This is a genomic window from Erwinia sp. AK-PDG3-5 (assembly GCF_056821705.1).
Genome location: NZ_CM165967.1, coordinates 3,775,351 through 3,789,894, shown reverse-complemented (window position 1 = coordinate 3,789,894; position 14,544 = coordinate 3,775,351). Strand labels below are relative to the sequence as shown.

At 52.5% G+C, this 14,544-nt stretch carries 14 protein-coding genes; 13 read left to right on the top strand and 1 reads right to left on the bottom strand.

The window, feature by feature from the left end:
* Positions 1 to 35: 35 nt before the first annotated feature.
* Entirely contained in the window at positions 36 to 830 is a 795-nt protein-coding gene (gene map / locus AC1UKS_RS17725) for a type I methionyl aminopeptidase (protein WP_013200843.1), read from the bottom strand.
* Positions 831 to 1,162: 332 nt separating this feature from the next.
* Between map and rpsB the strand changes: the two genes are divergently transcribed.
* From rpsB to lpxA, 13 genes are all read left to right on the top strand, one after another.
* A complete protein-coding gene (gene rpsB, locus AC1UKS_RS17720) occupies positions 1,163 to 1,888 on the top strand; it encodes a 30S ribosomal protein S2 (RefSeq protein ID WP_013200844.1) in 726 nt (241 codons plus the stop codon).
* Positions 1,889 to 2,084: 196 nt separating this feature from the next.
* The gene (gene tsf / locus AC1UKS_RS17715; RefSeq protein ID WP_013200845.1) at positions 2,085 to 2,936 is read left to right on the top strand and encodes a translation elongation factor Ts; all 852 of its coding nucleotides are present in this window, start codon (positions 2,085 to 2,087) and stop codon (positions 2,934 to 2,936) included.
* Positions 2,937 to 3,090: 154 nt separating this feature from the next.
* Complete coding sequence (gene pyrH, locus AC1UKS_RS17710; protein ID WP_013200846.1) at positions 3,091 to 3,816, top strand: UMP kinase; 726 nt, start codon at positions 3,091 to 3,093, stop codon at positions 3,814 to 3,816.
* Between the two features lie 137 nt (positions 3,817 to 3,953).
* Complete coding sequence (gene frr, locus AC1UKS_RS17705; RefSeq protein ID WP_013200847.1) at positions 3,954 to 4,511, top strand: ribosome recycling factor; 558 nt, start codon at positions 3,954 to 3,956, stop codon at positions 4,509 to 4,511.
* A gap of 140 nt (positions 4,512 to 4,651) precedes the next feature.
* On the top strand, positions 4,652 to 5,854 hold the full coding sequence (ispC, locus tag AC1UKS_RS17700) for a 1-deoxy-D-xylulose-5-phosphate reductoisomerase (RefSeq protein ID WP_482434692.1): 1,203 nt from the start codon (positions 4,652 to 4,654) through the stop codon (positions 5,852 to 5,854).
* A gap of 188 nt (positions 5,855 to 6,042) precedes the next feature.
* On the top strand, positions 6,043 to 6,798 hold the full coding sequence (gene ispU, locus AC1UKS_RS17695; RefSeq protein WP_013200849.1) for a (2E,6E)-farnesyl-diphosphate-specific ditrans,polycis-undecaprenyl-diphosphate synthase: 756 nt from the start codon (positions 6,043 to 6,045) through the stop codon (positions 6,796 to 6,798).
* Positions 6,799 to 6,816: 18 nt separating this feature from the next.
* Positions 6,817 to 7,674, top strand: coding sequence for a phosphatidate cytidylyltransferase (gene cdsA, locus AC1UKS_RS17690; RefSeq protein WP_013200850.1), 858 nt, complete (start codon positions 6,817 to 6,819; stop codon positions 7,672 to 7,674).
* Between the two features lie 8 nt (positions 7,675 to 7,682).
* Positions 7,683 to 9,032, top strand: coding sequence for a sigma E protease regulator RseP (gene rseP, locus AC1UKS_RS17685; protein ID WP_482434691.1), 1,350 nt, complete (start codon positions 7,683 to 7,685; stop codon positions 9,030 to 9,032).
* Between the two features lie 55 nt (positions 9,033 to 9,087).
* A complete protein-coding gene (bamA, locus tag AC1UKS_RS17680; protein ID WP_013200852.1) occupies positions 9,088 to 11,490 on the top strand; it encodes an outer membrane protein assembly factor BamA in 2,403 nt (800 codons plus the stop codon).
* Positions 11,491 to 11,610: 120 nt separating this feature from the next.
* On the top strand, positions 11,611 to 12,108 hold the full coding sequence (skp, locus tag AC1UKS_RS17675; RefSeq protein ID WP_013200853.1) for a molecular chaperone Skp: 498 nt from the start codon (positions 11,611 to 11,613) through the stop codon (positions 12,106 to 12,108).
* A gap of 3 nt (positions 12,109 to 12,111) precedes the next feature.
* The gene (lpxD, locus tag AC1UKS_RS17670) at positions 12,112 to 13,134 is read left to right on the top strand and encodes a UDP-3-O-(3-hydroxymyristoyl)glucosamine N-acyltransferase (RefSeq protein WP_206404396.1); all 1,023 of its coding nucleotides are present in this window, start codon (positions 12,112 to 12,114) and stop codon (positions 13,132 to 13,134) included.
* Positions 13,135 to 13,296: 162 nt separating this feature from the next.
* Positions 13,297 to 13,752, top strand: coding sequence for a 3-hydroxyacyl-ACP dehydratase FabZ (gene fabZ, locus AC1UKS_RS17665; RefSeq protein WP_013200855.1), 456 nt, complete (start codon positions 13,297 to 13,299; stop codon positions 13,750 to 13,752).
* A gap of 3 nt (positions 13,753 to 13,755) precedes the next feature.
* Positions 13,756 to 14,544: an acyl-ACP--UDP-N-acetylglucosamine O-acyltransferase gene (lpxA, locus tag AC1UKS_RS17660; RefSeq protein WP_265908782.1), complete on the top strand. Its 789-nt coding sequence runs from the start codon at positions 13,756 to 13,758 to the stop codon at positions 14,542 to 14,544.

Below are 14,544 nucleotides of genomic sequence, written 5' to 3'. Positions count from 1 at the left end.
ACCGGCCTCAGCCGGTTTTTTTATTTAACGAGCGGTTACTCGTCGTGCGTCAGGATGGCGGGAATGGTGTCATCTTTGCGCAGTGTCATAATTTCACAGCCGTTTTCCGTCACCACAATGGTGTGCTCATACTGGGCCGACAGGCTGCGATCTTTGGTTTTTACCGTCCAGCCATCTTTCATGCTGCGAATGCGGTAATCACCGGCATTTACCATCGGTTCAATGGTGAATGCCATACCGGCCTGAAGCACCACGCCGCCGTCATCGGCATCGTAATGCAGCACCTGTGGCTCTTCATGGAAGCCTTTGCCGATGCCGTGACCGCAATATTCGCGCACCACGGAGAAGTCCTGAGCTTCAACAAACTTCTGGATTTCACGGCCAATGGTCCGCAGGCGAATGCCCGGTTTTACCATCCGCAGCGCCAGATACAGGCTCTCCTGAGTGATGCGGCACAGGCGCTCACCCTGGATGGTTGGCTTGCCGGCGATAAACATCTTTGAGGTATCGCCGTGATACTCATCTTTGATCACCGTGACGTCGATATTGACGATATCGCCATCTTTCAAAATACGCTCGTCGCTTGGGATGCCGTGGCAAACCACTTCATTAATCGAGATACAGACAGATTTTGGGAAGCCGTGATAGCCCAGGCTGGCTGAGACCGCTTTCTGCGTATTGACGATGTAATCGTTACAAATGCGATCCAGTTCACCGGTGCTGATGCCCGGCTTCACGTGTTCTTCAATCATTTCCAGCACTTCAGCAGCCAGACGGCCCGCCACGCGCATTTTTTCGATTTCTTCAGGGGTTTTAATTGTAATTGCCATCAATTTTGTCCGCAGTTGTCGCTATTTTCGACAATAATAAAGGAAGTGCAGCAATGGTAGCAGCCCACCCTTGCTCTGCCAATTGCAGTTTGTGTCAGGGTGGGCTGTTGCTAACAAAACTTGGCTTCACAGGGCGCTTTGTGGTATAAAGCGCGCCGACGATTCTCTGTAGGGAAGTTCTACAGGGAAACGCATAACTCTCATTATGTGTAAATAACACACATGTATCGACACATACTCCGGGGTGCCTGAACGCCTGCGTAAGCAGTCTGCCGGGTCGGTTGTATGGGATACATGGAGGCTTAACCCCAAATCATTCTATAGAGGTAATCATGGCAACTGTTTCCATGCGCGACATGCTCAAGGCCGGTGTACACTTCGGTCACCAGACCCGTTACTGGAACCCGAAAATGAAGCCATTCATCTTCGGTGCTCGTAACAAGGTTCACATCATCAACCTTGAGAAAACTGTACCAATGTTCAACGAAGCTCTGGCTGAACTGAACAAGATCGCTTCCCGTAAAGGTAAGATCCTGATCGTTGGTACTAAGCGCGCTGCAAGCGAATCAGTAAAAGAGTCTGCGTTGAGCTGCGATCAGTTCTTCGTAAACCATCGCTGGTTGGGTGGCATGCTGACTAACTGGAAAACCGTTCGTCAGTCCATCAAACGTCTGAAAGACCTGGAAATCCAGTCTCAGGACGGTACCTTCGATAAACTGACCAAGAAAGAAGCGCTGATGCGTACTCGCGAACTGGCCAAGCTGGAAAATAGCCTGGGCGGTATCAAAGACATGGGCGGCCTGCCTGACGCACTGTTCGTTGTTGACGCTGACCACGAACACATCGCTATCAAAGAAGCAAACAACCTGGGTATCCCAGTCTTTGCTATCGTTGATACCAACTCTGATCCAGACGGCGTTGACTTCATCATTCCTGGTAATGACGATGCAATCCGTGCTGTGAGCCTGTACCTGACTGCAGTAGCGACTACTGTACGTGAAGGTCGCTCTCAGGACCTGGCTCAGCAGGCTGAAGAAAAATTCGCCGAAGCTGAGTAATAAGGATCGCTCTCCCGAGAGCCCTTAGACGTCAGATGTTAATCTGTAAGGGGCCTGCATTGGCCCCTTTATTTTATTCGAATTCGCTTTGCCGGTTGTGATTACGGCGGGGCAGAATGTTTCTCCCGAGACCAGGCATCAGTGGCGAACCTCTCAGGCTCTCGCTGACCGATGCAAGCTAACCGAGGATTATAGAATGGCTGCTATTACCGCTGCTCTGGTAAAAGAACTGCGCGAGCGTACTGCTGCTGGCATGATGGATTGCAAAAAAGCGTTGACTGAAGCTGACGGCGACATCGAGCTGGCGATCGAGAACATGCGTAAATCTGGCGCGATCAAAGCTGCTAAGAAAGCAGGCAACGTTGCTGCTGATGGCGTGATCAAAACCAAAATCGAAGGCAACTTCGGCGTGATTCTGGAAGTAAACTGCCAGACTGACTTCGTCGCTAAAGACGGTGGTTTCCAGGCCTTTGCTGACAAAGTGCTGGACGCTGCTGCTGCGGGCAAAATCACTGACGTTGAAGTGCTGAAAGCCCAGTTCGAAGAAGAGCGCGTTGCACTGGTTGCTAAAATCGGTGAAAACATCAACATCCGTCGCGTTTCCATCCTGGAAGGCGATGTGCTGGGTAGCTACCTGCACGGTGCTCGCATCGGTGTTCTGATCGCCGCTACCGGCGCTGACGAAGAGCTGGTTAAGCAGTTGGCAATGCACGTTGCTGCCAGCAAGCCAGAATTCGTTAAGCCTGAAGATGTGTCTGCTGAAGTGGTTGAGAAAGAGTTCCAGGTTCAGCTGGACATCGCCATGCAGTCTGGCAAGCCGAAAGAAATCGCAGAGAAAATGGTTGAAGGCCGCATGAAGAAATTCACCGGCGAAGTTTCTCTGACTGGCCAGCCTTTCGTTATTGACCCATCTAAAACTGTGGGCCAGTTGCTGAAAGAGAAAAATGCAGACGTTGTTAACTTCATCCGCTTTGAAGTGGGCGAAGGCATTGAGAAAGCTGAAACAGATTTCGCAGCAGAAGTTGCGGCGATGTCCAAGCAGTCTTAATGAACGATAAGAACCGCCAATCGGCGGTTCTTTTTTATCTGTCTTTCGTTCCACCCATTTTCAGTCTCATCCCAATAGCATTTCTCCGATGCTAAGAGGATGATAGTCCAGATTTTACTCCTCACATCGATTAAACCATTCGGGAAAATACACCATGGCGACCAATGCAAAACCTGTATATCAACGTATTCTGCTTAAACTGAGTGGCGAAGCGCTGCAAGGTGCCGAAGGCTTCGGCATCGATGCCAGCGTGCTGGACCGTATGGCTCAGGAAGTGAAAGAACTGGTAGAACTGGGCATTCAGGTAGGTGTGGTTATCGGTGGTGGTAATCTGTTCCGTGGCGCGGGTCTTGCGCAGGCTGGAATGAACCGCGTAGTGGGCGACCATATGGGCATGCTGGCGACCGTGATGAATGGTCTGGCAATGCGTGATGCTCTGCATCGTGCCTATGTGAATGCCCGCCTGATGTCCGCAATCCCATTGAATGGCGTGTGCGATAATTACAGCTGGGCAGAAGCCATTAGCCTGCTGCGTAACAACCGCGTGGTGATCTTCTCGGCCGGTACCGGTAACCCGTTCTTCACCACCGACTCCGCAGCCTGCCTGCGTGGTATCGAAATTGAAGCTGACGTGGTGCTGAAAGCCACCAAAGTGGATGGCGTTTACTCGGCCGATCCGGTGAAGAATCCAGATGCGACCCTGTACGACCAGATCAGCTACACCGACGTGCTCGATAAAGAACTGAAAGTCATGGATCTTGCGGCCTTTACGCTGGCCCGTGACCACAAACTGCCGATCCGTGTGTTCAACATGAACAAACCTGGCGCGCTGCGCCGCGTGGTGATGGGCGAAAAAGAAGGCACCCTGATTACGCAATAATATCAGTCGCTGCGTAAAATAAGGTATATTCTGCCTTTGTGGCGTGTTGCACGCTACACTCAGGATCGTCATAGATTATTTTGAAACGGGCTTTGTGTTCAGAGCCTGCCTGGTAACCAGAATCCAAGGGTTCCAACGTGATTAACGAAATCAGAAAAGATGCTGAAACGCGCATGGAAAAATGCGTCGAAGCATTCAAAAACCACATCAGCAAAATCCGTACTGGCCGCGCCTCGCCAAGCATTCTTGACGGCATTATGGTCGACTATTACGGTTCTTCAACGCCTCTGCGCCAGCTGGCCAGCGTGACCGTGGAAGATTCACGCACACTGAAAATCAACGTGTTTGACCGTTCTATCAGTGCTGCTGTAGAAAAGGCAATCATGACTTCTGACCTGGGTCTTAACCCAAGTTCAGCGGGCAGCGATATCCGTGTTCCTCTGCCAGCCCTGACTGAAGAGCGTCGTAAAGACCTGATCAAAGTCGTTCGTGGTGAAGCAGAGCAGGGCCGTGTGTCCGTGCGTAACGTTCGCCGTGATGCGAACGATAAAGTGAAAGCGCTGCTGAAAGACAAAGAAATCAGTGAAGATGATGAACATCGTTCACAGGATGACATTCAGAAAATGACCGACGTCTTTATCAAGAAAATTGATACTGCGCTGGCAGAAAAAGAAGCGGAGCTGATGGACTTCTAAGTCTGTCATGGTTCCGATGAAACGCCGTACAGATTGCCGTTCTTTGGAGTGGTCAGTCTTGCGGCGTTTTGCATTTATTCTCTTATCTGGCGTGCAGGGAAAGGCTTTCCCTGGCGGCGGAGTTGACACAGAGCAACCTCATGAAGCAATTGACCATCCTCGGTTCAACGGGCTCTATTGGCACCAGCACGCTGGCCGTCGTCCAGGCTAATCCACAGCTGTTTGTCGTTAAGGCACTGGTCGCAGGCCACAATGTTGAGCTGATGGCTGAACAGTGTCTGGCCTTCCGTCCGGCCTATGCCTCAATGTCCGATGAACACTCGGCAGCGGCCCTGCGACTTCGTCTGAAAAGTTTGAATGTGGCGACCGAGGTGTTCAGTGGCGAACAGGCTGCCTGCGATCTTGCTGCGCTGGATGATGTCGATCAGGTTATGGCGGCAATTGTTGGTGCGGCAGGATTATTGCCTACGTTAGCCGCAATTCGTGCCGGAAAACAGGTTCTTCTGGCGAATAAAGAGTCGCTCGTCACCTGCGGCCAGCTTTTTCTGGAGGCGGTCAGTGCCTCAAAAGCACAGCTGTTACCCGTCGACAGCGAGCACAACGCCATTTTTCAGAGTTTGCCTGCTTCCCTCCAGCAACAGTTAGGATACGCTTCTCTGGAAGATAATGGCATTGATAGCATTATCCTCACGGGGTCGGGTGGCCCTTTTCGTGACACGCCGTTGGACCTGCTCAAGAGTATGACTCCCGATCAGGCCTGCGCGCATCCGAACTGGTCAATGGGGCGCAAGATCTCCGTTGATTCCGCCACCATGATGAACAAAGGTTTGGAATATATCGAAGCCCGCTGGCTATTTAATGCGACCGATGCCCAGATGGAAGTCATCCTGCATCCGCAGTCGGTGATCCACTCGATGGTGCGTTACCGTGATGGCAGCGTACTGGCTCAGCTGGGATCACCCGACATGCGCACACCGATTGCGCATGTGATGGCCTGGCCACAGCGTGTGCCGTCCGGGGCGAAGCCACTGGATTTCACCCGCATGGGGGCGATGACTTTCGCCGAGCCGGATTATGCTCGCTATCCCTGCCTGAAGCTGGCTATTGACGCCTGTTCTGCCGGACAAGCGGCGACCACCACGCTGAATGCGGCCAATGAAATTGCGGTTGCCGCGTTTCTGGATTCGCAAATTCGCTTTACCGATATTGCTGCGGTCAATTTGGCCGTGCTGGAGGCGCTTTCCTGTGCGGAACCGGACAGCGTTGAAGCGGTGCTGGAGATTGACAGACAGGCACGAGCGGTTGCTCAGGCCCAGCTGTCGCGCTTCTCTGAAGCCCGATAATTCAGCCAATTAGCGCGCCGCTATTTGTGAGGCGAGGGCGGAGATGGTATAGTCTTCGGCCGCTAATTCAGTTATTCGTTGCGATGTAGCGGGGATACAAACCGTGTTTAGCACGGTTTTCTTACGTCGAGCGGGTAAGATATTTCAGAAGCCGTTGTATTTCTGATTAAAGGAAATAATTACGCGTTATGTCGTCCGAAAATCAACTAAAAACCGATGACTTGCAAGAAGGGGAGAATCCCCGTCACGTAGCCATCATCATGGATGGCAATGGCCGCTGGGCCAAAACCCGTGGAAAATTGCGTATCTCTGGCCACAAAGCCGGAGTGAAGTCTGTTCGTCGTGCGGTGAGCTTTGCTGTCAGCAACAATCTCACTGCGCTGACGCTTTATGCATTCAGCAGCGAAAACTGGAACCGTCCTCCGCAGGAAGTGATGGCGTTGATGGAGCTGTTCGTCTGGGCACTCGACAGCGAAGTGAAAAGTCTGCACAAGCACAATGTTCGTCTGCGGATTATTGGCGACATCGGCCGATTCAGTGACCGTCTGCAGGAGCGTATTCGTCGCGCTGAGGAACTTACTCAACAAAATAATGGACTAACCCTCAACATTGCCGCGAATTATGGCGGACGTTGGGATATCATCCATGGCGTCAGAAAAATAGCAGAGCAGGTTCAGGAAGGTCTTATCCGTCCTGATCAGATCGAGGAAGAAACCCTTGGTCAGTATCTCTGCCTCAATGAACTGGCTCCCGTGGATCTGGTAATAAGGACAGGGGGAGAGCATCGAATCAGTAACTTCTTGCTGTGGCAGGTTGCCTATGCAGAGTTCTTCTTTACCGATGTTCTCTGGCCTGATTTTGATGAACAAGTCTTTGAAGGTGCACTGAATGCGTTTGCACAACGAGAGCGTCGCTTCGGCGGTGCAGCACCCGGCGGCGCCTAAGCGCACTGGGGGTAATCTTTGCTGAAGTCTCGCCTGATTACCGCGTTTATACTTATCCCGATTGTGATTGCAGCGCTGTTCCTGCTTCCGCCTCCTGGATTTGCCATTGTGACCCTGGTGGTATGCATGCTTGCCGCCTGGGAATGGGGACAGTTTGCGGGCTTCGCGACCCGCTCGCAACGCATCTGGCTGGCAGTCCTGTGTGGACTGCTGCTCGCCTTTATGATGTTCACTCTTCCTGCTTATCAGCACTCGGTACACCTGCCACAGGTTGCCGGTTCGCTATGGGCCGCCCTTTGTTGGTGGATCGTAGCCTTGCTGCTGGTGCTCTCTTATCCCGGCTCGGCCTCGTTTTGGCGCTCGTCTAAAGCGCTTCGCCTGCTGTTCGGTGTCCTGACCATTGTGCCGTTCTTCTGGGGGATGCTGACGTTACGCCAGTATCACTACGATACCGATCATTTTGCCGGTGCCTGGTGGCTGCTGTACGTGATGCTGCTGGTATGGGGCGCTGATTCCGGTGCCTACATGTTTGGCCGCCTGTTTGGTAAACACAAGCTGTCACCTAAAGTCTCACCGGGGAAAACCTGGGAAGGGTTCTTTGGTGGCCTGCTGACGTCTGCACTGATTGCCTGGCTATTTGGCCTCTGGGCGCCGCTGACTATCTCGCCTGTTACCCTGTTGGTTTGTTCACTGGTCGCCGCACTGGCCTCGGTGTTAGGGGATTTAACCGAGAGCATGTTCAAACGCGAAGCCGGCATTAAAGACAGTGGTAATTTGATCCCCGGACATGGGGGCATCCTTGACCGTATCGACAGCCTGACTGCAGCCGTTCCTGTGTTCGCCTGTCTGTTGTTGCTGGTTTTCGGGACGCTATAAGGGACCCTATGCTAAGCATTCTCTGGAGCCTTGGGGCATTTATCGTTGCCCTTGGCGTACTGATCACCGTGCACGAGTTTGGCCACTTCTGGGTGGCCCGTCGTTGTGGTGTCAAGGTTGAACGCTTCTCTGTTGGTTTCGGTAAAGCGCTGTGGCGCCGGACCGATAAACAGGGAACGGAATACGTCATTGCTCTGATCCCCTTGGGTGGTTACGTCAAGATGCTCGATGAGCGTATTGAAAGCGTGCCGCCTGAGCTGCGTAACCAGGCGTTTAATAACAAAACCGTGCTGCAACGCGCGGCGATTATTAGTGCCGGTCCCATCGCCAATTTCATCTTTGCCATTTTCGCTTATTGGCTGGTGTTTATCATCGGTGTGCCAGGTGTTCGCCCGGTTGTTGGCGAAATAGTGAGCGGTTCGCAGGCAGCTGAGGCTCAAATTACGCCTGGGATGGAACTTAAAGCCGTTGACGGTATCGAAACGCCTGACTGGGATGCTGTGCGTATGGCGCTGGTGTCGAAAATTGGCGACCAGCAAACCACGTTGAGCGTGGCACCGTTTGGCTCTTCTCAGGTTAGTGACAAGCGGCTCGATCTGCGCAACTGGCAGTTCGAACCGGATAAGCAGGATCCTGTTGTTTCACTCGGCATTAAGCCGCGTGGACCTCAGATCGAAACGGTGCTGGCAGAAGTCCAGGCGAACTCGGCGGCAAGTAAGGCGGGTTTGCAAGCGGGCGACAGGATCGTTAAAGTCGATGGTCAGCCGGTGGACCAGTGGCAGCGTTTTGTCACTCTGGTTCGCGATAATCCGGGTAAAGCGTTGGCGGTAGACATTGAGCGACAGGGCAGTCCAGTCACAGTGACACTGACGCCAGACGTGAAGCCAGGCAGTAAAGCAGAAGGGTTTGCCGGGGTGATCCCACGCATTGTTCCTCTGCCGGATGAATTTAAAACGGTACGCCAGTATGGTCCGTTTGCAGCGATCGGTGAGGCTAGCGCCAAAACCTGGCAGCTGATGAAACTGACGGTCAATATGCTGGGCAAACTGATTGTCGGCGAAGTGAAGTTGAACAATCTCAGCGGGCCGATTTCAATCGCCCAGGGTGCTGGGATGTCGGCGGAATATGGTTTGATCTACTACCTGATGTTCCTGGCTTTGATCAGCGTGAACCTCGGGATTATCAATCTGTTCCCGTTGCCGGTATTAGATGGTGGACATTTGCTGTTCCTGGCGATCGAAAAGATCAAAGGTGGGCCGGTGTCTGAGCGAGTTCAGGACTTCAGTTATCGCATTGGCTCTATTTTGCTGGTGCTGTTAATGGGGCTTGCACTATTCAATGATTTCTCGCGTCTTTAGTCTGCCAACAGGTAAACTACCCGTGAGAACCAGTTAGGAAGAATGCATAACAACGATGGCGATGAAAAAGTTGCTCATAGCGTCGCTGCTGTTTAGCAGCGCTACCGTATACGCGGCAGACGGCTTCGTAGTGAAGGATATTCATTTCGAAGGCCTGCAGCGAGTCGCCGTCGGCGCGGCATTGCTGAGTATGCCTGTCCGCGTGGGAGACACCGTCTCCGATGATGATATCAGTAATACTATCCGTGCTCTCTTCGCGACCGGGAACTTCGAAGACGTACAGGTCCTGCGCGACGGCACTACGCTGATCGTCCAGGTGAAAGAACGCCCAACGATTGCCAGCATCACCTTCTCCGGTAACAAAGCGGTGAAAGATGACATGCTGAAGCAGAACCTTGAAGCCTCTGGCGTGCGCGTGGGTGAAGCCCTTGACCGCACCACCATCTCATCCATTGAGAAAGGGCTTGAAGACTTCTACTACAGCGTCGGTAAGTACAGCGCCAGCGTAAAAGCTGTGGTCACACCGCTGCCGCGTAACCGTGTCGATCTGAAACTGGTCTTTACCGAAGGTGTTTCTGCCAAGATCCAGCAAATCAACGTGGTCGGCAACAAAGCCTTCTCGTCTGATGAACTGATCTCCCGCTTCTCACTGCGTGATGAAGTGCCATGGTGGAACGTCGTTGGCGATCGCAAATACCAGAAGCAGAAACTGGCGGGTGACCTTGAAACCCTGCGCAGCTTCTACCTCGATCGTGGTTATGCTCGTTTCAACATTGATTCGACTCAGGTCAGCCTGACGCCGGACAAAAAAGGCATCTACATCACCATCAACATCACCGAAGGCGATCAGTACAAGCTTTCTGGCGTTGTGGTTAACGGCAGCATGGCTGGCCATTCAGCTGAAGTTGAGCAGCTGTCGAAGGTCAAGCCAGGCGAGCTGTATAACGGCGCCAAAGTGACCAAAATGGAAGATGACATCAAGAAGATGCTGGGCCGTTATGGTTACGCGTATCCACGCGTATCGACGCAGCCAGAAATTAATGATGCTGATAAAACCGTGAAGCTGCACGTCAACGTCGATGCGGGCAACCGTTACTCCGTGCGTAAAGTGCGCTTTGAAGGTAACGACACCTCCAAAGATTCCGTTCTGCGTCGCGAAATGCGCCAGATGGAAGGTGCATGGCTGGGCAGCGACCTGGTTGAGCAGGGGAAAGAGCGTCTGAACCGTACCGGTTACTTTGAGACGGTTGATACCGACACGCAGCGCGTGCCAGGCTCACCAGACCAGGTTGACGTGGTGTACAAGGTAAAAGAACGTAACACCGGTACCTTCAACTTCGGCGTTGGTTACGGCACCGAGAGTGGCGTCAGCTTCCAGGTTGGCGTGACGCAGGAAAACTGGTTAGGTACGGGTAATACCGTCGGTATTAGCGGCACCAAAAACGATTATCAGACCTATGCTGAATTCTCACTGACCGACCCGTACTTCACGGTCGATGGTGTCAGCCTGGGTGGTCGTGTGTTCTATAACGACTTTAAAGCGGATGATGCTGACCTGTCTGACTATACCAATAAGAGCTATGGTTTAGACGGTACGCTGGGCTTCCCGGTTAACGAAAATAACACCTTGCGTGTCGGTCTGGGTTACGTGCACAACGACCTGTCCAACATGCAGCCACAGGTATCAATGTTCCGTTATCTGCGTTCGGTCGGTCAGGATCCTAGCCTGTCGGAAGATGCAGATTATGCAGCAGATGACTTCACCTTCAACTATGGTTGGACATACAACAACCTGGACCGTGGGTTCTTCCCAACGTCCGGTAACCGTACCAACCTGAATGGTAAAGTGACGATACCGGGATCGGATAACGCCTTCTACAAAGCGACGCTGGATACTCAGCAGTATGTTCCGCTGAATCAGGATCGTACCTGGGTTCTGTTGGGTCGCGGTAAAGTCGGTTATGGCGATGGTCTGAGCGGCAAAGAACTGCCGTTCTACGAGAACTTCTATGCCGGTGGTTCCAGCACCGTGCGTGGTTTCCGTTCTAACACCATCGGTCCTAAAGCGGCCTACTACAATAATGGTTCGGATACCTGCTCTACGGGCACGCTGTGTGATTCCAGCGATGCGGTTGGTGGTAACGCATTGGCTACGGCCAGCGCGGAGTTGATCACCCCAACACCGTTCCTGAGCGAGAAGTATGCCAACTCTGTCCGTACATCGCTGTTTGTCGATGCCGGTACAGTGTGGGATACCAATTGGGAAAACACGGCCGAAACACGTGCCGCGGGTATTCCTGATTACAGCGATCCGGGCAACATCCGTATGTCGGCGGGTCTGGCACTGCAGTGGATGTCTCCACTGGGTCCACTGGTGTTCTCTTACGCCCAGCCGTTCAAAAAGTATGATGGAGATAAGGCCGAGCAGTTCCAGTTTAACATCGGTAAAACCTGGTAACGGCGGTTTCGCACGGAAGCGTGTAAGTGAGTATCGCGACGTTTAATGGCAACCTGCGTGGTTGCCTTAACGCGCAACACATGTGTCGAAGACACAAACGTTGATGGTAAGGAGTTTATAGTGAAAAAGTTGTTGTGTGCCGCAGGCCTCTCTATCGCTCTGGCGGTTTCCGCTGGTGCCCAGGCTGCAGATAAAATTGCAGTGGTGAACGTTTCCAGCATTTTCCAACAGTTACCGGCGCGTGCGACAGTTGCGAAACAGCTTGAAAACGAGTTCAAAGGCCGTGCAACTGAGCTGCAGGGTATGGAACGCGATCTGCAGACTAAAATGCAGAAGTTGCAGCGTGACGGCTCTACCATGAAGGCTAGCGATCGCAGCCGTATGGAAAAAGACGTTATGGCTCAGCGTGAAGCCTTCTCTACTAAAGCTCAGGCTTTCGAGCAGGATAACCGTCGTCGCCAGGCAGAAGAACGTAACAAAATCCTGAGCCGTATTCAGGATGCTGTGCAGAAAGTTGCTGATGATGAAGGTTACGACGTCGTTGTTGATGCGAACGCTGTTGCGTATGCAGCTAAATCTAAAGACATCACTGCTGATGTTCTGAAACAGGTTAAATAATCGATGTCTTCAATTCGACTGGCTGATTTAGCCCAGCAGTTGGATGCAGATTTGCACGGAGATGGCGAACTCGTCATCTCCGGCATTGCTTCTATGCAATCCGCCCAATCCGGTCAAATCACTTTTCTCTCTAACAGCCGTTACCGCGAGCAGCTCGTCACCTGTAAGGCCTCCGCCGTGGTGCTGACGGAAGCGGATCTGGACTGCGTTCAAGGCGCCGCTCTGGTGGTGAAAGATCCTTATCTGACTTATGCCCGCATGGCTCAGATACTGGACAGCACGCCGCAGCCTGCCAAAGACATCGCGCCGAGCGCGGTGATCGATGCCAGCGCTAAGCTGGGTCAACATGTCTCTATTGGCGCAAATGCCGTTATCGAATCTGGCGTTGAGCTGGGCGATAACGTGGTGATTGGTGCCGGTTGTTTCGTCGGGAAAAATACCCGCATTGGCGCCGGAACCCGTTTGTGGGCCAACGTCTCTATTTATCATGAAATTCAGATCGGCGAGCGTTGCCTGATTCAGTCTGGCACCGTCATCGGTGCGGATGGTTTTGGTTACGCTAACGATCGTGGCAATTGGGTGAAAATCCCGCAACTCGGAACGGTGATCATCGGCGATCGTGTTGAGATTGGTGCCTGTACCACCATCGATCGCGGCGCGTTGGATAACACTCAGATCGGGAATGGTGTTATCATTGATAACCAGTGCCAGATTGCACATAACGTTGTGATTGGCGACAATACCGCGGTTGCGGGTGGCGTCATCATGGCAGGCAGCCTGAAAATCGGCCGCTATTGCATGATTGGTGGTGCAAGCGTAATTAATGGTCACATGGAAATTTGTGACAAAGTTACGGTCACCGGAATGGGAATGGTCATGCGACCAATTACCGAACCTGGGGTATACTCCTCCGGGATTCCACTGCAACCCAACAAAACCTGGCGCAAAACGGCAGCGCTGGTGATGAATATCGATGAAATAAGCAAACGCTTAAAAGCCATCGAGCGTAAAGTCGACAAAGACTAAACGCCTTCCCAGCACCTTGACCAGCTGACATTACCCCACAGGGTAGAATTAGAATGCTAAGCAAGGAAGCCCGGCGCACAGAACCTGATTTGCGGCCTGCGGATGATCTTTGCAGGCCGTGTTATTGATGCCATCAGAATTTTTTAGGACAGGAAGAGTATTTTGACTACTGAAACTCATACTCTGAAGATTGAAGAGATTATTGAACTGCTGCCTCACCGCTACCCGTTTTTATTGGTAGACCGCGTCCTTGAGTTTGAAGAGCACAAGTTCCTGCGCGCAGTGAAGAATGTCTCGGTCAACGAACCGTTTTTCCAGGGCCATTTCCCTGGTAAGCCGATTTTCCCAGGCGTGCTGATTTTAGAAGCTATGGCTCAGGCAACCGGTATTCTGGCGTTTAAAAGCGTAGGCAAACTGGAACCTGGCGAGCTGTACTACTTCGCAGGGATTGATGACGCGCGCTTCAAGCGCCCTGTCGTGCCTGGCGATCAGATGATCATGGAAGTCACCTTCGAGAAAACCCGCCGTGGTCTGACACGCTTTAAAGGCGTGGCAACCGTAGACGGTAAAATTGTCTGTGAAGCAACGATGATGTGTGCCCGCAGCCGTGAGGGATAATTCGTGATTGATGAAACTGCTGTAATCCATCCAAGTTCCGTCATTGAAGAGGGCGCCGTCATTGGCGCTCGCGTCCATATCGGCCCATTCTGTTTTATTGGGGCGAATGTTGAGATTGGTGAAGGCACTGTCCTGAAATCTCATGTGGTGGTCAATGGTCACACCCGTATTGGCAAAGACAATACCATTTATCAGTTCGCCACCATTGGTGAAGCTAACCAGGATCTGAAGTACGCTGGCGAGCCAACCCGAGTGGAAGTGGGCGACCGTAACAGCATCCGTGAGAGCGTCACTATTCACCGTGGCACTTCTCAGGCTGACGGCCTGACCAAAGTGGGCAGCGATAACCTGTTGATGGTTAACGCACATATTGCTCATGACTGCATTATTGGCGATCGCTGTATCCTCGCCAACAACGCAACGCTGGGCGGCCATGTGGTTGTGGATGACTTTGCCATTATTGGTGGGATGACAGCGATTCATCAGTTCTGCATTATCGGTGCGCACGTGATGGTTGGCGGTTGTTCTGGCGTAGCCCAGGATGTGCCGCCATTCGTCATTGCCCAGGGTAACCATGCCACACCGTTTGGTATCAATCTGGTAGGGCTACAGCGTCGTGGCTTCAGTAAAGAGGCCTTACACGCGATCCGAAATGCGTACAAGATCCTTTACCGCAGCAACAAAACGCTGGAAGAAGCGAAGCCAGAAATCGCAGAGATTGCCAGCAAGCATCCAGAAGTGCAGCCGTTCTACGATTTCTTCGCTCGCTCTACGCGGGGTTTGATTCGTTAA

Coding starts and splice junctions, on each gene's coding strand:
- tsf (WP_013200845.1), top strand. CDS start 2,085: ATGGCTGCTATTACCGCTGCTCTGGTAAAAGAACTGCGCGAGCGTACT.
- ispC (WP_482434692.1), top strand. CDS start 4,652: ATGAAGCAATTGACCATCCTCGGTTCAACGGGCTCTATTGGCACCAGC.
- rseP (WP_482434691.1), top strand. CDS start 7,683: ATGCTAAGCATTCTCTGGAGCCTTGGGGCATTTATCGTTGCCCTTGGC.
- rpsB (WP_013200844.1), top strand. CDS start 1,163: ATGGCAACTGTTTCCATGCGCGACATGCTCAAGGCCGGTGTACACTTC.
- map (WP_013200843.1), bottom strand. CDS start 830: ATGGCAATTACAATTAAAACCCCTGAAGAAATCGAAAAAATGCGCGTG.
- ispU (WP_013200849.1), top strand. CDS start 6,043: ATGTCGTCCGAAAATCAACTAAAAACCGATGACTTGCAAGAAGGGGAG.
- pyrH (WP_013200846.1), top strand. CDS start 3,091: ATGGCGACCAATGCAAAACCTGTATATCAACGTATTCTGCTTAAACTG.
- lpxD (WP_206404396.1), top strand. CDS start 12,112: ATGTCTTCAATTCGACTGGCTGATTTAGCCCAGCAGTTGGATGCAGAT.
- bamA (WP_013200852.1), top strand. CDS start 9,088: ATGGCGATGAAAAAGTTGCTCATAGCGTCGCTGCTGTTTAGCAGCGCT.